General features: G+C 71.1%; 16 protein-coding genes and 1 riboswitch. Of the genes, 4 read left to right on the forward strand and 12 right to left on the reverse strand.

The annotated features are described in order from the left end of the window. Positions 1 to 276: 276 nt before the first annotated feature. On the reverse strand, positions 277 to 486 hold the full coding sequence (locus ACFYWM_RS12880) for a ubiquitin-like protein Pup (RefSeq protein WP_389913070.1): 210 nt from the start codon (positions 484 to 486) through the stop codon (positions 277 to 279). A 230-nt stretch (positions 487 to 716) separates the two neighbouring features. Between ACFYWM_RS12880 and ACFYWM_RS12885 the strand changes: the two genes are divergently transcribed. From ACFYWM_RS12885 to ACFYWM_RS12895, 3 genes are all read left to right on the forward strand, one after another. After that, entirely contained in the window at positions 717 to 1,121 is a 405-nt protein-coding gene (locus ACFYWM_RS12885) for a hypothetical protein (protein WP_389913073.1), read from the forward strand. A gap of 170 nt (positions 1,122 to 1,291) precedes the next feature. Further along, positions 1,292 to 2,086, forward strand: a complete 795-nt coding sequence (locus tag ACFYWM_RS12890; RefSeq protein WP_344743373.1) for a serine/threonine-protein kinase — start codon at positions 1,292 to 1,294, stop codon at positions 2,084 to 2,086. Between the two features lie 214 nt (positions 2,087 to 2,300). After that, complete coding sequence (locus tag ACFYWM_RS12895; RefSeq protein ID WP_389913076.1) at positions 2,301 to 3,188, forward strand: serine/threonine-protein kinase; 888 nt, start codon at positions 2,301 to 2,303, stop codon at positions 3,186 to 3,188. Between the two features lie 295 nt (positions 3,189 to 3,483). Here the strand turns inward: ACFYWM_RS12895 and ACFYWM_RS12900 are convergent, their stop codons facing one another. The 10 genes from ACFYWM_RS12900 to ACFYWM_RS12945 all read right to left on the reverse strand — a co-directional run bounded on the left by ACFYWM_RS12900 (position 3,484) and on the right by ACFYWM_RS12945 (position 15,489). Then, entirely contained in the window at positions 3,484 to 4,806 is a 1,323-nt protein-coding gene (locus tag ACFYWM_RS12900; RefSeq protein ID WP_389913078.1) for a cobyrinate a,c-diamide synthase, read from the reverse strand. Then, entirely contained in the window at positions 4,800 to 5,402 is a 603-nt protein-coding gene (gene cobO, locus ACFYWM_RS12905; RefSeq protein ID WP_344743375.1) for a cob(I)yrinic acid a,c-diamide adenosyltransferase, read from the reverse strand. The genes ACFYWM_RS12900 and cobO overlap by 7 nt, the downstream gene beginning before the upstream one ends. Positions 5,403 to 5,556: 154 nt before the next feature. Beyond that, entirely contained in the window at positions 5,557 to 7,767 is a 2,211-nt protein-coding gene (locus ACFYWM_RS12910) for a magnesium chelatase subunit D family protein (protein ID WP_389913082.1), read from the reverse strand. 55 nt (positions 7,768 to 7,822) lie between these two features. Continuing rightward, positions 7,823 to 8,386, reverse strand: a complete 564-nt coding sequence (locus ACFYWM_RS12915) for a histidine phosphatase family protein (RefSeq protein ID WP_389913085.1) — start codon at positions 8,384 to 8,386, stop codon at positions 7,823 to 7,825. Beyond that, complete coding sequence (locus ACFYWM_RS12920; protein ID WP_389913088.1) at positions 8,383 to 9,129, reverse strand: CbtA family protein; 747 nt, start codon at positions 9,127 to 9,129, stop codon at positions 8,383 to 8,385. Before ACFYWM_RS12920 ends, ACFYWM_RS12915 begins: the two co-directional genes overlap by 4 nt. A 7-nt stretch (positions 9,130 to 9,136) precedes the next feature. Then, positions 9,137 to 9,331 (reverse strand): CbtB domain-containing protein, encoded by a 195-nt coding sequence (locus ACFYWM_RS12925; protein ID WP_389913090.1) that lies wholly within the window; start codon positions 9,329 to 9,331, stop codon positions 9,137 to 9,139. Positions 9,332 to 9,365: 34 nt separating this feature from the next. Further along, positions 9,366 to 9,495: riboswitch (cobalamin riboswitch) on the reverse strand. A gap of 130 nt (positions 9,496 to 9,625) precedes the next feature. Further along, entirely contained in the window at positions 9,626 to 11,143 is a 1,518-nt protein-coding gene (gene dop / locus ACFYWM_RS12930; RefSeq protein ID WP_389913092.1) for a depupylase/deamidase Dop, read from the reverse strand. 87 nt (positions 11,144 to 11,230) lie between these two features. After that, positions 11,231 to 12,388 (reverse strand): acyltransferase family protein, encoded by a 1,158-nt coding sequence (locus ACFYWM_RS12935; protein ID WP_389913095.1) that lies wholly within the window; start codon positions 12,386 to 12,388, stop codon positions 11,231 to 11,233. Positions 12,389 to 12,641: 253 nt separating this feature from the next. After that, positions 12,642 to 14,405, reverse strand: coding sequence for a proteasome ATPase (gene arc / locus ACFYWM_RS12940; protein ID WP_389913098.1), 1,764 nt, complete (start codon positions 14,403 to 14,405; stop codon positions 12,642 to 12,644). A 205-nt stretch (positions 14,406 to 14,610) separates the two neighbouring features. After that, positions 14,611 to 15,489 carry a tRNA (adenine-N1)-methyltransferase gene (locus tag ACFYWM_RS12945; protein WP_389913101.1) on the reverse strand — a complete coding sequence of 293 codons (879 nt, stop codon included), beginning with the start codon at positions 15,487 to 15,489 and terminating at the stop codon, positions 14,611 to 14,613. A gap of 154 nt (positions 15,490 to 15,643) precedes the next feature. Between ACFYWM_RS12945 and ACFYWM_RS12950 the strand changes: the two genes are divergently transcribed. Then, positions 15,644 to 16,750 carry a GNAT family N-acetyltransferase gene (locus tag ACFYWM_RS12950; RefSeq protein WP_389913104.1) on the forward strand — a complete coding sequence of 369 codons (1,107 nt, stop codon included), beginning with the start codon at positions 15,644 to 15,646 and terminating at the stop codon, positions 16,748 to 16,750. A gap of 32 nt (positions 16,751 to 16,782) precedes the next feature. Here ACFYWM_RS12950 and ACFYWM_RS12955 read toward each other — a convergent pair whose 3' ends face one another. Continuing rightward, positions 16,783 to 18,006 (reverse strand): aminotransferase class III-fold pyridoxal phosphate-dependent enzyme, encoded by a 1,224-nt coding sequence (locus tag ACFYWM_RS12955; protein WP_389913107.1) that lies wholly within the window; start codon positions 18,004 to 18,006, stop codon positions 16,783 to 16,785. Positions 18,007 to 18,015: the final 9 nt, after the last annotated feature.

Raw genomic sequence — 18,015 nt, forward strand, 5'->3', positions numbered from 1 at the left:
CACTCCGGACGGTGCTCATGCCCTCCGGGAACCGTTCCCGGAGGGGCCTCCCCTGATCGGCTCGACTGATCGGCTCAACGCGCTCGCGGCGCTCGGCGGCGGAAGGGCGCTCCCGGCGGGGACGGCCGCACGTCACCCGCCCGCCAGGCCCGGCGGGCGCCGGGCCGGGGTCACGGTCAGGACGGGTCCTCCGGCTCCTCGCCGAACCGGCCTCTCACCGGATCGGCTCCTCGCCGGATCCGCCCTCACCCCCGACCCTGGATTCCACCGGGCGGACTACTGGCCGCCCTTCTGCACGTAACTCCTCACGAACTCCTCGGCGTTCTCCTCAAGGACCTCGTCGATCTCGTCGAGGATCGCGTCGACGTCGTCGGAAAGCTTCTCGTGACGCTCCTGGACGTCGGAGGTTTCCGCCTGGGCGGTCTCCTCGACCTCCTTGTCGGTACGGCCGGTCTGCTTCTGGCCGCCGGTGTCCTTGCTTGCCATGTGTGGCACCTCCACCTGGGGGACGGATCTGATTCATATCTTCCCCGAACCGGGCGACATTGCGCGCGGATCGTCCCGCGATCTTTACGGGAGCCCGCACGGGCCGTGCCGAGTTCCTGCCCGCCAGAGAACCCTCCCCGAGTCCCTCAAGGCAAATTCTTATGTCCTTGACTGGATAGCAGCCCTATCCAATAATTGGCTAGCACCACTATCCAACGAGAGGCTCCCCCATGTCACCGTCGTCGCTGAGCACAGCGGGAATACTCCTCATCACCGTGCCCGCCGTGGCCTTCGGCGGGGTCTCCCTGCTCGCGCACATCATGCGCGGCATCCCCGGATACATGGACAATCCGGTACGGCGCGGCCTGTGGCGGGCCGGGCACGCCCACGCGGGCGTCCTGGTGCTCTTCGCGCTCGTCGCGCTGCTCTACATCGACCGGGCGGACCTGTCCGGCGGGCTGAAGGACCTGTCCCGGATCCTGATCGCGGTGGCGCCCATCCTGATGCCGCTGGGCTTCTTCCTGTCCGTGGTGCGCCCCTCCGACACGAAGCCGAACAGGCTGATCTGGCTGGTCCCGGCGGGCGGGGTGTCGCTGGGCGCGGGCACCCTGCTGCTCGGCGTCGGCCTGCTGTGACGCTCCAACGGGCCCGCGCGGCCCCGCGCGAGGCGCGTACGAGCACCTCGGGCCCGTACGCGCCTCGTGTGAGCATCGTCACCCACGAATCCGGGCAGATCCGACACTCCTGGGGAGATAAGGAACGTTCCAGGTAGGCCTTCGGGGCTGGAAACTGCGATCATTGGGGGGTGAGTACCATCATCGCGCGCAGATACAAGCTCGTCTCACGCGTCGGCCAGGGGGCGACCGGCGTCGTCTGGCGCGCATACGACCTGCTTCTGGAGCGAGAGGTGGCCCTCAAGGAGATACTCCTGCCACCCGGGGCCGCCGCGGCCGAGCAGCGACGGCGGGTGGTCAGGGAGGCGCGCATGGCGGCGCGGCTGAGCCACCGGGGCATCGTGACGGTGCACAACCTCACCGAGGAGGCCGAGCGCCTCTGGATCGTCATGGAGTTCCTGGAGGCGCTGACGCTGCACGACACGCTCGTACAGGCGGGCCCGCTCCCGGTGGACCTGGTGGCGGCGATGGGGTGCCGCCTGCTGGAGGCGTTGCGGCACGCGCACGACGGCGGGGTGATCCACCGCGACATCAAGCCCGCCAACATCATGCTGACCGGCGACCGGGTGGTGCTGGCCGACTTCGGCTTCGCCGCGCCCGAGGGCGCGGCGACGACCTCGACGCGGGGCACCCCGGCGTTCATCGCGCCGGAGGCGCTGCAGGGCAGGGGCGGCACCCGCGAGGCGGACATGTGGTCGTTCGGCGCGACGCTGTACATGGCGGTGGAGGGCAGGACCCCGTTCCGTACGGTGAACTCGATGGCGGCGCTGGTCGCGGCGCTGCGCGAGCCGCCGCGCGCGCCGAAGCGGGCGGGCGCCCTGGAGCCGGTGCTGCGGGGGTTGCTGCGCAAGGACCCGCGGGCGCGGCTGAGTGCCGAGCGGACCTCGAAGATGCTGGAGGACGTGCGCTGCTTCAGCGCGGCCTGAAAGCTTTTTCGAGCGTTTCCGAAATTCCTTCACCATCTCCTGGGGCATTTTCCTGAATCCGCAATTAGGGTTTACGGACAGGGAAAAAAACCTCATCATGCCCATGCGTCTGAATCGTTACAGAGAATCACTGTAAGTAATCGCATAGCGCGCTGTTCCGGGTGAAAATATGAATCAGCTGAGGGGCCCGGCTTCTATGTGCAGCAGGTGATTCATGGGAACAGATGCGGGAAAGGCACGCTTACTGGGTGACCGCTATCACCTGGCCTCGCTGATCGGGCGGGACGGCGTGGGCACGGTGTGGCGCGCCCACGACTCCCTGCTCGGGCGGAATGTGGCGATCAAGGAGATCCAGCCCCGGTTCGACGAGAACGGGGCGGACATGCACGACGCGCGGCGCCGGGCGCTGCGAGAGGCACGCTCGGCCGGGAAGCTGAACCACCCGGCGGTGATCTCCGTGCACGACCTGCTGGAGGAGGACGGGCGGCTCTGGATCGTCATGGAGCTGCTGGAGGCCCTCACTCTCAAGGAGACCGTACGGCACCTGGGCCACCTGCCGATCCACTGGGCGGCGTGGATCGGCTTCCAGCTGCTGAGCGGGCTGCGCCACGCGCACGGCGCGGGCGTCCTGCACCGGGACATCAACCCGCGCAACATCCTGCTGACCGGCAACCGGGTGGTGCTGGCCGACTTCGGTATCGCGGCGCTGCACGGCGACCCCGACACCTCCTCCACCGTGCCGGTCGCCCACATCCCCACCTTCGTCGCCCCCGAGCGGCTGCGGGGCGGGCCGCCGACCCCGGCGGGCGATCTGTGGTCGTTCGGGGCGAGCCTGTACTTCGCGGTGGAGGGCCGGCCGCCGCGCCCCCTCTCCCGTACTCCGGCGCCACGCGACCCGGCGGGCGGCGGGCACCAGGAGGCGGTGACGCGGGCGGGGCCGCTGTGGCCCGTCCTGGAGGGACTGCTCCGGCGCGACCCGGCGGCCCGCATCAGCATGGGACAGGCGGGCCGCATGCTGTCGGCGATCCTCCACACGGAGGGGGTGGCCCTGGCCCCGCCCCGGCTGCCCGCGGCCCGGTTGCCGCCGGACACCTTCGCGTAGGACCTATCGGGACCTAGCGGGCGTTCGGGGCGAGGGGGGTCTTTTCCCCGTCTGACACCGGGGCCCGCGACGGCCGGGCGCGTTTCTCCGAATGGACGGAATTCACCGGCATCAGGGGAACCAGAAAAACCATCGAAAGGCCGAGTCGCGATATTTCCGGCATTCTCAGCGTGCGGCACTTCCCGGTTCCTCCCTGATTATCGCGAACCGGCTCGAACCGGCACGAGGTTTCCGGCTGATTCCGGCTGATTCCGGCTGGTTCGAGCCGCTCGGAGCGAGAGAGGGCCGGAGGAAGTCAGACGACCGGGACCCGGCGGCAGGCCTCGACGAACCTGGAGGCCAGCCGGGGGCTGCCGGCCCAGTGCAGGTGCAGGTAGGAGGCGGTGACCCGGCCGTCGGCGAACCCGTCGGCGCCGCCCCGCCAGCGGAACAGCGGCCGGTCGGGGGCGGGCTCGACCGCGGTGCGGTGGAACTCGTGCCCCCGGTAGCGCTCCCCGTCCCTGGTGAGCGGCGAGTCGCGGACGGCCACCGCGTCCCGGTAGCCGAGGGTGAGGGTGCCGGTCATCCTGGCCTCGACGTCGAGGACCCCGCACATCGGCCTGCCGTCCAGCCTCCTGGCGAGGTAGAGCAGGCCCGCGCACTCGGCCGAGATCGGCCCGTCGAACGCGGCGACCCGCTCGCGCAGCGGCTCGTTGGCCGACAGCTCGGCCGCGTAGACCTCGGGGAAACCGCCCCCGATGACGATCCCCCGGGCCCCCTCGGGGAGGGTCTCGTCGACGAGCGGGTCGAAGGGGACGACCTCGGCGCCCGCCGCCGCCAGCAGCTCGGCCTGCTCGGTGTAGCCGAAGGTGAAGGCCTGCCCCCCGGCGACCGCGACCCTCGTGACGGGGGCGGCGGGCGGCCCGGGGGTCCACGGGACGGCCGTCAGCGGCGGCGCCGTACGGGCCAGGCGCAGGATCTCCTCCAGGTCGCAGGAGGCGGCGACCAGGTCCGCGACGGCGTCCATGGCCCGCACGGCCTGGGTGCGGCGCTCGGCGGCCGGGACCAGGCCCAGGTGCCTGGAGGGGGTGGCGACGGCGTCGCTGCGGCGGATCGCGCCGAGCACCGGGACACCGCTCTCGGCGAGCGCCTCACGGCAGATGGCCTCGTGCCGTTCGGAGCCGATCCGGTTGAGGATCACCCCGCCGAGCCTGATCCGGGTGTCGTAGGAGGCGAACCCGTGCACCAGCGCCGCCACGGAGCGGCTCTGCTTGGCCGCGTCCACGACCAGCACCACCGGGGCGCCGAGCAGCCTGGCGACGTGCGCGGTGGAGGCGAACTCGGTGGAGCCCGCCCCGTCGTACAGGCCCATCACGCCCTCCACGACCGCGACGTCCGCCCCGGCGGCGCCGTGCAGGAACAGCGGGGCGACGAGCTCCTCCCCCACCAGCCAGGGGTCGAGGTTGCGCCCTGGACGGCCGGTGGCCATGGCGTGGTAGCTGGGGTCGATGTAGTCGGGTCCCACCTTGTGCGGGGAGACCGCCATGCCCCGGCGGGTGAGGGCGGCCATCAGACCGGTCGCCACGGTCGTCTTGCCCGCGCCGGAGGCGGGGGCCGCGATGACCAGCCGGGCTACCATTCGATGCCCTTCTGACCCTTCTGCCCGGCGTCCATGGGGTGCTTGACCTTGCCCATCTCCGTGACGAGGTCGGCGGCGTCGAGCAGCCGGGGGTCGGCGTCACGTCCGGTGACGACGACGTGCTGGCCGCCGGGACGGCCGCGCAGGGTCTCGACCACCTCGTCGACGTCGATCCAGCCCCACTTCATGGGGTACGTGAACTCGTCGAGCACGTACAGCCGGAACGTCTCGGCGGCGAGGTCGCGCTTGATCTGCTCCCAGCCCTCGCGGGCGTCGGCGGCGTGGTCCTCCTCGCTGCCGGGGCGCTGGATCCAGGACCAGCCCTCGCCCATCTTGTGCCAGGAGACCGGCCCGCCCTCGCCGGAGTCGCCGAGCACCCGCAGTGCCCGCTCCTCGCCGATGCGCCACTTGGCGGACTTCACGAACTGGAAGACCCCGATCGGCCAGCCCTGGTTCCAGGCGCGCAGGGCCAGGCCGAAGGCGGCGGTGGACTTGCCCTTGCCCGGTCCCGTGTGGACGATCAGCAGCGGCCGGGTGCGGCGCTGCCTGGTGGTCAGGCCGTCCTCGGGCACGCTGACGGGTTTGCCCTGCGGCATCGTCGCCCTCCCTTCACTGTCATGCGGCTCACTGTCATGCGGCTCACTGTCATGCGGCTCACTGTCATGCGGCCCACTGTCATGCGGCTCACTGTCATGCGGCCCGCTGTCATGCGGCCCGCTGTCATGCGGCCCGCTGTCATGCGGCCCACTGTCATGCGGCGCCGCGCCGTTCGCGGACCATCCCCGCCAGGTCGGTGAGGTCGTCGAGGCGTACGGTCTCCGCGCCCATCCGTGCCGCCAGCGAGGCGGCGAGGCCGAGGCGCACGTGGCCACCCTCGCAGTCGACCACCACGCCCGCCACCCCGGCCAGCAGTCCCGCCGCGCGATGGGACTCCTCGACGGTGCCCGAGGTGGCCCGCCCGTCGGTGACCAGGACCACCAGCGGGCGCCTGGAGGGGTCGCGCAGGCGCTCGACCCGCAGCACCTCTGCGGCCCGCAGCAGGCCGGCGGCCAGCGGGGTACGTCCCCCGGTGGGAAGCTCGCGCAGCCGGGCCGCGCCGGCCTCGACGGAGGAGGTCGGCGGCAGGACCAGGTCGGCGCGGGCGCCCCGGAAGGTGACGAGCCCGACCTTGTCGCGGCGCTGGTAGGCGTCGAGCAGCAGGCCGAGCACCGCGGTCTTCACCGCCCGCATCCGCTGCCTGGCGGCCATGGAACCGCTGGCGTCCACCACGAACAGCACCAGGTTGCCCTCGCGGCCCTCCCGGACCGCCTCCCTGAGGTCGCCGCGCCGCAGCAGCAACCCCGGCCCGCTCCTGCCCCGCGCCACCTGGTACGGGGCGGCGGCGCCGACGGTGGCCCGCAGGTGGAGGGAGCCGGTGTGGCCCTCGGGGACGCGGGCCCCCGTGGTGCGGCCCAGGGGCGTCCTGGCGCGCGACCGGCGCCCGGGGGCTCCGGCGCCGACGCCGGGGACGGTGAACAGCCGGGTCCTGCCGCCGGGCTCGGCGTCGAAGGTCCGCTCGCGGGCCGGTGCTCCCCCGGCCGTCTCCGGCGGCTCACCGGGGTTCGCGGCGGAGGTAACGGGGTGCGGGGGCTCTTGCGTCCCGGGGTCAGGGCCGTCCGGGACGTCCTGGATCTCGGACCGGGGGGCCTCCCCTCCGGGGTCGCCCCGGTCTTCCTGAGTCCGGTCTCCCTGAGTGGCGTCCTCGGCCTCGGGGCCGCCGTCGGGCGCCGGTCCGTCCGGGCCTTCCTCGGGGCCGGTGCCCCCGGGGCCGCCGGAGCCGTCCGGATCCTCGGGGCCCTCGCGGTCGTCCGGGTCGTCGGGGATCTGGTCCAGAAGGTCCTGGAGCTTGGACTCGTCCAGGCCCGGCGCGTCGAAGGGGTCCCGGCGGCGGCGGTGCGGGAGCGCGAGCCTGGCCGCCTCCCGTACGTCGTCGGCGGTGACGGTGGTGCGGCCCTGCCAGGCGGCGTGCGCGATCGCCGCGCCGGCGGTGACCAGGTCGGCCCGGAGCCCGTCCACCTCGAACCCCGCGCAGACGGTGGCGATCCTGAGCAGCGCCGCGTCCGGCAGCACGACGTGGGGCACCCTGGCGCGGGCCTCGGCGATGCGCGCGGCCAGTGCCCGCTCCTCCTCCGACCAGGCGGCGGCGAAGGCGTCGGGGTCGGCCTCGAAGGCCAGGCGGCGCCGTACCACGTCCACCCGCTGGGACGGTTCCCGCGAGGCCCGGACCTCCACGGTCAGCCCGAAGCGGTCGAGCAGCTGCGGGCGCAGCTCCCCCTCCTCGGGGTTCATCGTCCCGACCAGCAGGAACCTGGCCGCGTGCCGCACCGACACCCCCTCGCGCTCGACGTAGCAGGTGCCGAGGGCGGCGGCGTCGAGCAGCAGGTCAACCAGGTGGTCGTGGAGGAGGTTGACCTCGTCCACGTACAGGACGCCCCGGTGGGCGCTCGCCAGGAGGCCGGGTTCGAAGGACTTCACGCCCTCGGTGAGGGCGCGCTCGATGTCCAGGGAGCCGACGAGGCGGTCCTCGGAGGCGCCGACGGGCAGCTCGACCAGGCGGGCGGGCCGCGCGGCGCCGTCCCGCGCCCCGCCGCCCCGAACTCCGTCCGGCTGAACTCCGCCGGATTCAGCGGCGGGAGGCCGGGCCGCGGAGGACCGGGGCTCCGTTTCCGTACGGGGCTCGTGCGGCCCGTCCGGGCAGCCGGGGTCGGGGGCGGCGGGGTCGCAGGAGAAGCGGCAGCCGGCCACCACCTCGACGGGCGGCAGGAGCGCGGCCAGCGCCCGCACGACCGTGGACTTGGCGGTGCCCTTCTCCCCCCTGACCAGCACTCCCCCGACGCGGGGGGAGACCGCGTTGAGGATCAGCGCGAGTTTCAGGTCCTCCAGCCCCACGATCGCGGTGAAGGGATAGCGGGAATCACGCACCTTCAAGATCTCCTGTCGTCTCGTCGAATCAATGGCTCGCCGGGCGCTCGAACCGTCATGGGAGGTAGCCGAGCCGCCAGCGCCCGCCGCGCCCGGTGAGCGTCACGCGGGCCAGCGGCGCGACGTCGACGCGCCAGAAGGACCGGGCGGGGGCGTCGAGGGCGTGGACGACCGCGGCGCGGATGACCGCCGGGTGGGTGATCGCGACGGCCCTGCCGGGGGCGCGGGCGGCGAGCCAGCCGGACACCCTGGCCAGGAGCGCGGTGACCGGCTCCCCGCCGTGCGGCGCCGCGCCGGGGTCGCCGAGCCAGGAGGCGAGCGCCTCGGGCTCGGCGGCCTCGACCTCGCCGAGCGTCATCCCGCTCCAGCGGCCGTAGTCGCAGTCGGCCAGCAGCGGGTCGTGCTCGGCCCGCAGGCCGAGCGCCGCCGCCGTCTGGACGCAGCGCAGCTCGGCCGGGCAGGCCGCGGGCCCCGGGCCGAGGTCCCGCGCCATCCCCTCGGCCCGGCGCAGGCCGCGCTCGTCGAGTGGTTCGTCACCCGGGAACGCGGCCCGTACCGTCGCCGAGGTGGAGGCGTGGCAGACCAGGAGCAGGCGGGTGACCCCCGAGGGGGTCGTCACACCGGGCCGCGCCTGCGGGCGGCGAAGGCGAACAGCGCGCCGACACCGGCCCAGAAGACCACCTGGGTCCCTATGGAGGCGACCCGGAAGTCCCACAGGAGGTCGGCGGGGAAGCCCCGGGGCACCTCCGAGATCTCCGGCAGCAGGATCCAGGACGCGACGACGGGGACCAGGAAGGTGGCACCGGCCGACAGCCAGCGCACCCACGGCTCGCTCGCCGAGGCGTAGCGGTAGGCGGCGACGGCCGCGGCGACGGCGAGGATCCCGATGACCACCGCGACCAGGTAGAGCACGGTGCGCTGGTTGATGGTCTCCGGGTCACCGACGGCCGGTGGGTTGGCGGGATATTTCACGAAAGGGATGAGGACGACGGAGGTGAACGCGGCGGCGGCGAGGCTCACCGCGAGCACCGGTTCCGAGCGGGGTCCCGCCCGGCCGCGTACGGCCGCGTAGACGAGGGAGAACAATCCTCCGAGCGCCAGCCCGTACAGGCCCAGGGCGAGGAAGAGCCCGAAGCGCTGGCCGTCCCTGCTGACCAGGGCCTCCTCCCCGTCGTGGGAGTGGGAGTGGGCCGCGGTCCCGGTGTCGTCGTGCGGTTCGGCCGGGGAGGCGGCCGCGGCCGCCTCCTCCAGCGCGATGGCCTGGTCGATACGCGGTTCGCCGACGGTGTAGGCGAAGACGGCCGCGAGCAGCCCTGCGAGCAGTCCGACGACGAGGCCCCGGACGATGAGTTTGGTGATCACCTGTGGCTCAGTGGCACGGCACGCCGAGCAGGTGGCGCCCGTCGTGCATGAGTTCGTGCAGGTAGTTTCCCGCCTGGGAGATCGCTCCCTGGTCGAAGGTGACCAGGTAGGCGAGGAGCAGCAGCACCGGTACGGCGAGCAGCCAGCGGGTGAGCGAGTGCCATGGGATGGGCTGAACGTGCGGTGCCGAGATCTGGCTCACGGCCACCTCCTCCGGGATTGACGCGTCCCTTTTCGTAGGTCGGTGGCGGCCGAGTGTGACCTGGCTTCCGGCTCCGGGGAGCCGGTTACAGTGGCGCGACCGCACCGGAATCTCACCGGATTTCCCTCGCACCGCCACAAAACACCCGGAACGTATCCCGGTTCTCCGTCCCCCGTCAATCCGGGTGTCCGGTTTGCCGGGATCCGGCCGGACGTCCGGCGAAACGTCCGGCCGGACAGGGTCCGGGTACGCCGAAAGGGGGGCGGCCCTGCCCGGACCGCCCCCCTCAGGAGGTCACTGCTCGCCGGTCAGCGCCGTCACCAGCTCCGCGGCGGTACGGCAGCGGTCGAACAGCTCGCCCACGTGGGCCTTGGTGCCGCGCAGCGGCTCAAGGGTGGGGACGCGCTGCAGCGACTCGCGGCCGGGGATGTCGAAGATGACCGAGTCCCAGGAGGCGGCGGCCACCGACTCGCTGTACTGGCTCAGGCAGCGGCCCCGGAAGTAGGCCCGGGTGTCGTTGGGCGGCACCTCGATGGCCCGCTGAACCTCTTCCTCGGTGACCAGGCGCTGCATGCGGCCCCGGGCGACCAGCCGGTTGTAGAGCCCCCGGTCGGGACGGATGTCGGAGTACTGGAGGTCGACGAGCTGCAGCCGCGGGTGCGACCAGGGAAGGCCGTCGCGAGTGCGGTAGCCCTCCAGGAGCTCCAGCTTGGCCACCCAGTCGAGCTCCCTGGACAGCTGCATCGGGTCCTCCGCCAGGCGGGTGAGGACCGACTCCCAGCGCTCCAGGATGTCCTTGGTGGGCTCGTCCAGGCCGTTGACGCTGCGCTCCTCGGCGTACTTGCGGGCGAGCTCCAGATACTCCATCTGCAGCTGCACCGCCGTCAGCTTGCGGCCGTCGCGCATGGCGATCTCGTACTTGAGCGTCGGGTCGTGCGAGACCGCGCGCAGGGCCTGGACGGGGTTGTCCACGGCCAGGTCGCGGGTGAAGTAGTTGTCCTCGATCATGGCCAGGACGAGCGCGGTCGACCCCAGCTTCAGGTAGGTCGAGATCTCCGACATGTTGGCGTCGCCGATGATGACGTGCAGGCGGCGGTACTTCTCCGGGTCGGCGTGGGGCTCGTCCCGGGTGTTGATGATCGGCCGCTTGAGCGTCGTCTCCAGGCCGACCTCGACCTCGAAGAAGTCGGCCCGCTGGCTGATCTGGAAGCCCTCACCCCGGGAGTCCTGGCCGATGCCGACCTTGCCCGCCCCGGTGACGACCTGCCGGGAGACGAAGAACGGCGTCAGGTGCCGGACGATGTCGGCGAACGAGGTTGCCCGGCGCATGAGGTAGTTCTCATGGCAGCCGTAGGAGGCGCCCTTGTTGTCGGTGTTGTTCTTGTAGAGCTGGATCGGGGCGTTGGCCGGCATCGCCGAGGCGCGGACCGCCGCGTCGTGCATCACCCGCTCGCCCGCCTTGTCCCAGATCACCGCCGCCCGGGGATTGGTGCACTCGGGCGTGGAGTATTCGGGGTGGGCGTGGTCGACGTACAGCCGGGCCCCGTTGGTGAGGATCACATTCGCCAGGCCGAGGTCCTCGTCGGTCAGCTGGCTCTGGTCGGCCACCTCCCGCGCGAGGTCGAACCCCCGTGCGTCCCGCAGCGGGTTCTCCTCCTCGAAGTCCCATCGCGCGCGCCGTGCCCTGGCCGCCGAGGCCGCCAAATAGGCGTTCACGACCTGAGAGGAGGTCACCATCGCGTTGGCCCCCGGCTGTCCGGGCACGGAGATACCGTACTCGGTCTCGATGCCCATCACCCGCCGTACCGTCATGCGCACCCTCTGTTCGTCAGGGACTGATTCTCTCCGTGGTATCTATTCCCGACCCTAGACCCTTCACTATGCCCGGTGGTCGGACAGTTATGGCACCGAAGCCTTTTCGCCCGTTGAGAGGGGGATCGAGGAGAGCGCGGGGAACTGTGACGAGGGCGGGGATGTGCCCCTTCTCCGCCTCCTGGACTTGACGAATTCCTGAAGCGGGCGCTCGGCCACCCGGTACACCAGGTAGGAGAACGCCATCGCGACCAGCACGGTGACCAGCGCGGTCAGCGCGGGCGGCAGCACGTCCCGCAGGGCGGGGAGGACCAGCACCGCGGCCGGGGTGTGGAACAGGTAGAGCGGGTAGGTCAGCGCCCCCAGGACGACCAGGCCGCGCCAGCGCAGCCAGCCCAGCCAGCCGAGCGCCACCATCGCCATGAGCGCGTAGAAACCCACCACGGTGGCGACCACGGCCCACTCGGGCACGGGCATCGCGGCGTAGCCGACGTTCTCGATCCGCCCGGCCACCCGGTCCAGCGCCGCGCTGACGGCCAGGCCGCCGCTGATCCCCGCCAGGCACCACAGGACGAGCCTGGGACCGAATTTGGTCATCAGGAAGAACGCCATGCCGCCGACGAAGTACGCCGCGTACTTGGGCATGACCACGAGGTCGACCCAGGCCTCCTCGCTGCCCGCGAAGAACCCGGCCGCCAGCAGCCAGACGCCCATGAAGACCAGGCAGCGGTTGAGCGTCACCCCGACGATCACCAGGATCGAGATCAGCACGTAGAAGCGGAGCTCCACCCAGAGCGACCAGTAGACCCCGTTGGCGTCGTAGACGCCGAAGGCCCGCTGGAGCATCGTGAGGTTGATCCCGTACTCGCCGAGGCTGAGCTTGGGGTCCAGGGCCGTGGCGGCGGTGAGCCCGTAGACCGCGGCGGTGACGGCCACGCTGACCCAGTAGGCGGGAAAGAGCCGCACCAGCCGGGAGAGGGCGAACGCCCCCAGGCCACGCCCCCAGATGCTCATCAGGATCACGAAGCCGCTGATCATGAAGAACAGCTCGACGCCGAGGATGCCGAGCCCGGAGACGGTGGAGATCGCCGGGAACAGCTCGGCCGGGCGGTCGCCCCACACCGAGGCGAAGGCGATGAAGTAGTGGAAGGCGAGCACCGCCATGGCGGCGAGGAAGCGCAGGAGGTCGAGCTCGGCGAGGCGGCCACTTCCCCGAAGCGCCTCGCGGGAGCCCGTGCCGTTCACCGGGCGGCCGGGCCGGAATGTTCACGCACGCCACTTGGACGGCGTCTCGATCATTCGGGTTCCCAGGGACGGCTGTCTATTTCCGTTCACTCGCGGGACGGGTGTGAAAGAAGGCGCGAACCTTCACCCCCAAAAGGGACAAAAAGGATTAAGGCTTGCTAATCGCCAAATATCAGTGAAAGTTCGGGAAGACGCCGACGGCGCGGCCCTCGCGAGGAGAGCCGCGCCGTCGATCGAGCGTGGTTACGGGTGGTTACAGGTACTGACCGGTGTTGGCCACCGTGTCGATGGAGCGCCCGGCCTCGGTGCCCTGCTTGCCCGTCACGAGGGTGCGGATGTAGACGATCCGCTCGCCCTTCTTGCCGGAGATGCGGGCCCAGTCGTCGGGGTTGGTGGTGTTGGGCAGGTCCTCGTTCTCGGAGAACTCGTCCACGCAGGCCGCGAGCAGATGCTGGATCCGCAGGCCCTTCTGCCCGGTCTCCAGGAACTGCTTGATCGCCATCTTCTTGCCGCGGTCGACGATGTTCTGGATCATCGCGCCGGAGTTGAAGTCCTTGAAGTACAGGACCTCCTTGTCGCCGTTGGCGTAGGTCACCTCGAGGAAGCGGTTCTCCTCGCTCTCGGTGTACATCCGCTCGACGACCCGCTGGATCATGCCGGAGATGGTCTCCTGGCGGTTGGAGTCGTGCTCGGAGAGATCCTCGGCGTGCAGCGGGAGCTCGGGGATGAGGTACTTGGAGAAGATGTCCTTGGCCGCCTCGGCGTCCGGCCGCTCGATCTTGATCTTGACGTCCAGGCGGCCGGGCCGCAGGATCGCCGGGTCGATCATGTCCTCGCGGTTGGAGGCGCCGATCACGATGACGTTCTCCAGGCCCTCGACGCCGTCGATCTCCGACAGGAGCTGGGGAACGATGGTGTTCTCGACGTCGGAGGAGACGCCCGAGCCACGGGTCCGGAAGATCGAGTCCATCTCGTCGAAGAACACGATCACCGGGGTGCCCTCGGAGGCCTTCTCGCGAGCCCGCTGGAAGACCAGGCGGATGTGCCGCTCGGTCTCGCCGACGTACTTGTTGAGAAGCTCCGGGCCCTTGATGTTGAGGAAGAAGCTCTTGCCGGACTGGCCGGTCTTCTCCGCGACCTGCTTGGCCAGGGAGTTGGCGACGGCCTTGGCGATGAGCGTCTTGCCGCAGCCGGGCGGCCCGTAGAGCAGGACGCCCTTGGGCGGGCGGAGCTTGTGCTCGCGGAAGAGGTCGGCGTGCAGGTACGGGAGCTCGATGGCGTCCCGGATCTGCTCGATCTGCCGCATGAGCCCGCCGATCTCCTCGTAGGAGATGTCGGGCACCTCCTCCAGGACGAGCTCCTCGACCTCGGACTTGGGGATGCGCTCGTAGACGTAGCCCGAGCGGGGTTCGAGCAGCAGGGAGTCGCCGGCCCGGATCGGCTGGTCCACCAGCGACTCGGCGAGCTTGACCACCCGCTCCTCGTCGGCGTGCGAGATCACCAGCGCGCGCTGGCCGTCCTCGAGGAGCTCCTTGAGCATCACGATCTCGCCCAGCTCCTCGAAGCCGAGGGCCTCGACGACGTTGAGCGCCTCGTTGAGCATGACCTCCTGGCCACGCCTCAGCGCCTCGACGTCCACCGCGGGGCTCACGTTCACCCTGAGCTTGCGGCCACCGGTGAAGACCTCCACCGTGCCGTCTTCCCTGGTTTCGAGGAACACGCCGAACCCGGACGGCGGTTGCGCCAGCCGGTCCACCTCTTCCTTCAAGGCGACGATCTGGTCTCTGGCCTCCTTGAGGGTGGCCACCAGACGCTCGTTCTGGCCGGTTACGGCCGCGAGGTTCGCCTGCACGTCATGGAGACGCTCTTCGAGAATCCTGGCCTGCCGGGGAGACTCCGTAAGCTTCCGACGCAACGCGGTGATCTCCTCCTGCAGGAAGGAGACCTGTGTTGTGAGGTCGGCGACCTCCCGTTCGCGCTGCGCGGCACGAGCCTCAGCGTCGTCGCGAGCTGCCACGGCGTCACCTCCTTCCCAGTCGAGACCGACTACTCAAAACCCTACCCATCTGAGGGCTGTCCCTTACCTGGCTGAGCAGTGTTCGTATGACTACATTAAGTGCGTGGTAATTAATCCTTTTTGGCGCTTTTAGTCCTAGAAGTATAAGAACACGAAGGTCTGCTCTCGTGTCACGCTCTCAAGGACCGTCGTGGCCGAATCGTCATCATGTGGCGGAAGACGTGGAAGTCGTGGACTCCTCGCCATGTGCCCCCTTCGCCGGACGTCTACGTCGAGGTGGTGGCGTCACCCCGTCGGCCATGCGACGGGCCGTGACCAGGAACCCGGTGTGGCCGACCATCCTGTGGTCGGGCCGCACGGCCAGCCCCTCGACATGCCAGTCACGAACCAGGGTCTCCCACGCATGGGGCTCGGTGAAACTCCCGTGCTCCCGCAGAGTTTCGACCGTACGCGACAGCTGGGTTGTGGTCGCCACATAACAGCAGATCACACCCCCGGGGGTGAGAGCGCGGGCCGCGGCGTCCACACATTCCCACGGGGCGAGCATGTCCAGGATGATCCGGTCGACGTCGCTCTCGTCGAGATCCTCGGCGAAGTCGCCGACCACCAGGCGCCACTGCTTCATCGGGCCGCCGTAGAACTTCTCGACGTTCTTGGTGGCGATCTCGGCGAAGTCCTGGCGCCGCTCGTAGGAGGTGAGGGTGCCCTCGGCGCCGACGGCGCGCAGCAGGAAGCAGGTGAGCGCGCCGGAGCCGACGCCCGCCTCCACCACCTTGGCGCCGGGGAAGATGTCGGCCATGGCCACGATCTGGGCCGAGTCCTTGGGGTAGATCACCGCAGCGCCGCGCGGCATGGACAGCGTGTAGTCCTGGAGGAGGTGCCTGAACGCCAGATACTGGGTACCGCCGGACGAACGCACCACCGAGCCCTCGGGCTGTCCGATCAGCTCACTGTGCGGGATCCCGCCCTTGTGCGTGTGGAACACGCCGTCTTCCTTCAACGTCACCGTGTGACGCTTGTTCTTGGGGTCGGTGAGCTGAACCTGATCCCCGGCCTGAAACGGCCCATGCCTGCGAAAACCCATGACGGCAAGGTTATCGGCGCGCGGCGGTGTCCTCGGACCGCCGGGGGCGCCCCGGACGCGGCTCGAAGGGGCGTGCCGGGATCTCGCGGTACGGGGCGAGATGATCCACGAAATGATTCGCCCCCACAAGGCGGTACCTGATAGCTGTTGTGGTGTGTTCTCCCCTGATGTGATTCCCGCCGGCCCCGTCGTCCTGAGGCCGCTGGCCCCGGACGACGCCGAGGCGATCGTCCGGGCCTGCGCCGACCCGGAGATCATCCGCTTCCTCCCCCTCATCCCCGTGCCGTACACCATGGACGACGCGCTGCGGTACCTGGAGCTGATGCGGCAGGAGTGGCAGAGCGGAGGGGCGCCGTTCGCGATCGCGGACGCGACGACGGGCGAGTGGCTGGGCAACATGAGCCTGATGGCCCGTCCCCGGGGCATCACCGAGATCGGCTACCTGGTCGCGCCGTGGGCGCGGGGCCGCGGGGTGGCCACGGCCGCCGTCGCCGCGCTGGCCCGGTGGGGGTTCGAGCACGGCGCCGGGCGCATCGAGCTCTTCGCCGACGTGGAGAACCTGCCCAGCCAGCGGGTCGCCCTGGCCGCGGGTTTCCAGCGCGAGGGCGTGCGGCGCGGGGCCGAGGAGCAGCGTGACGGCACCCGCCACGACCTGGTGGCCTTCGCGCGCCTGCCCGGCGACTCCGGCGAGCGCGTGCGGCCCCTGCTGCCGGACTTCCCCGGCGGCTCGCTGACCGACGGGGTGGTGCGGCTGCGGCCGCTCACCGCCGCCGACACCGCCGACTACCTGGCGCTGCGGAACCTGCCCGACATCATGAGGTACAGCGTGCCCTCCGAGCCCACCACCTTCGAGCAGGCCGAGGAGCGCTGCCGCACCGCGGGCGCGAGCCGGCTGGCCGGCACGGGGGCCGAGATCGCGATCCTGGACGCCGAGACGGGCGCGTTCGCCGGGGACATCCAGCTCAGCGGGGTGATCCCCCCGCTGGGGCAGGCCATGACCGGCTACAGCGTGCTGCCGGAGTTCCGGGGCAGGGGCTTCGCCGCCAGGGCGGTGGACCTGCTGGTCGACTGGGCCTTCGAGCACACCTCCCTGGCCCGGATCATCGCCGGCACCTCGCCCGGCAACATCGCCTCGCACCGCGTGCTGGAGCGCGCGGGCTTCACCCGCGAGGCCCTGCTGCGCGGGCTGCTGCCCGGCCCCGACGGCACGCGCCTGGACGACGTCCAGTGGTACCGCCTGCGGGACGACGCCCGGCGCTGATCGCTCACGCGCCCCAGCGGGTCCGGGCGGGCTCAGTCGGCGCCGAAGCGGGCCCTGAGTTTGGCGTAGGCGGCGTCGGTGCCCTGCAGCGCCCGGTCGATGTCGGCGTCGGTGTGGGCGGCCGACAGGAACCAGTTGTGCCACGGATGGAGGTAGACCCCCTCCTCCAGGCAGGCCGCGGCCCAGAACATGCCCTTGTCCAGGGTCGCGTCGCCCTCGAAGGAGAGCCACGGGATCTGCACCGGTCCCGTCTGGTTGACCGTGAAGCCGTGGGAGGCGGCCTGGGCGGCGAGGCCCTCGCGCAGGCGGGTGCCCGCGCGTTCCATCAGGGCGACGCCGTCGATGGCGTGCAACGTCTCGATCGTGGCCTTGGCGGCGGCCATCGGGGCGGCGTTGAACCAGAAGGAGCCGGTGGAGTAGAGCGTCTGGGCGGGCCCGCGCAGGGAGTCGACCCCGGTGACGGCGGCGATCGGATGTCCGTTGGCCATGGCCTTGCTGAAGGCGTACAGGTCGGGGCGCACCCCCAGGGGCTCCCAGGAGCCGCCCAGGTCGATCCGCCAGCCCCCGCGCACGTCGTCGATCACCAGCGCGGCGCCGATCCGGTCGGCGAGGGCCCGCACCCCCCGGGCGAACTCCGCGGCGACGAGCTCCTGGTCCTCGAACGAGTCGTGCTTGAACGGCGTCACGATGATCGCGGCGACGTCGCCCTCCGCCCGGGCCGCGGCGGCCTCGGCGCTGGCCAGGTCGTTGTAGGTGAACTCGACCAGGTCCGCGCGCTCGTTGGGAGTGGTCCCCGACGTGCCGGGCGTGCACCACGGGTCGGCCCCGTGGTAGGCGCCGTGCGCCATGAGGACCTTGGTCCTGCCGGTGGCCGCGCGGGCGACCATCAGCGCCTGGGTGGTGGCGTCGGTGCCGTTCTTGGAGAACATCACCCAGTCGGCCTGCGGGACGGTGTCCACCAGCAGCTCGGCGAGCTCCACGTAGACGGGGCCGGGGCCGTTGAGGCAGTCGCCCGCGGCGAGCTGGGCCGCGACGGCGCCCTCGACGGCGGGGTGACGGTGGCCGAGGACCATGGGCCCCCAGGAGCACATGAGGTCGATGTACTCGCGCCCGTCGGCGTCACGCTGGCGGCAGCCCTCGCCCCCGACGAAGAACTGCGGGTAGGCGGGACCGTGCAGGGCCGCGTTGAGGTGGCCGTACATGCCGCCGGGGACGACCTTGGCGGCCCGCTCCCTGAGTTTGGCGTCGATGGACATGTGTCGTCC

Source organism: Streptosporangium sp. NPDC002721 (genome assembly GCF_042888905.1).
GTDB lineage: Bacteria > Actinomycetota > Actinomycetes > Streptosporangiales > Streptosporangiaceae > Streptosporangium.

Bases quoted from the DNA above. Each gene is read 5' to 3' on its own strand.
- ACFYWM_RS12880 (WP_389913070.1), bottom strand. From the start codon at position 486: ATGGCAAGCAAGGACACCGGCGGCCAGAAGCAGACCGGCCGTACCGAC.
- ACFYWM_RS12885 (WP_389913073.1), top strand. From the start codon at position 717: ATGTCACCGTCGTCGCTGAGCACAGCGGGAATACTCCTCATCACCGTG.
- ACFYWM_RS12895 (WP_389913076.1), top strand. From the start codon at position 2,301: ATGGGAACAGATGCGGGAAAGGCACGCTTACTGGGTGACCGCTATCAC.
- ACFYWM_RS12900 (WP_389913078.1), bottom strand. From the start codon at position 4,806: ATGGTAGCCCGGCTGGTCATCGCGGCCCCCGCCTCCGGCGCGGGCAAG.
- cobO (WP_344743375.1), bottom strand. From the start codon at position 5,402: ATGCCGCAGGGCAAACCCGTCAGCGTGCCCGAGGACGGCCTGACCACC.
- dop (WP_389913092.1), bottom strand. From the start codon at position 11,143: ATGACGGTACGGCGGGTGATGGGCATCGAGACCGAGTACGGTATCTCC.
- ACFYWM_RS12945 (WP_389913101.1), bottom strand. From the start codon at position 15,489: ATGGGTTTTCGCAGGCATGGGCCGTTTCAGGCCGGGGATCAGGTTCAG.
- ACFYWM_RS12955 (WP_389913107.1), bottom strand. From the start codon at position 18,006: ATGTCCATCGACGCCAAACTCAGGGAGCGGGCCGCCAAGGTCGTCCCC.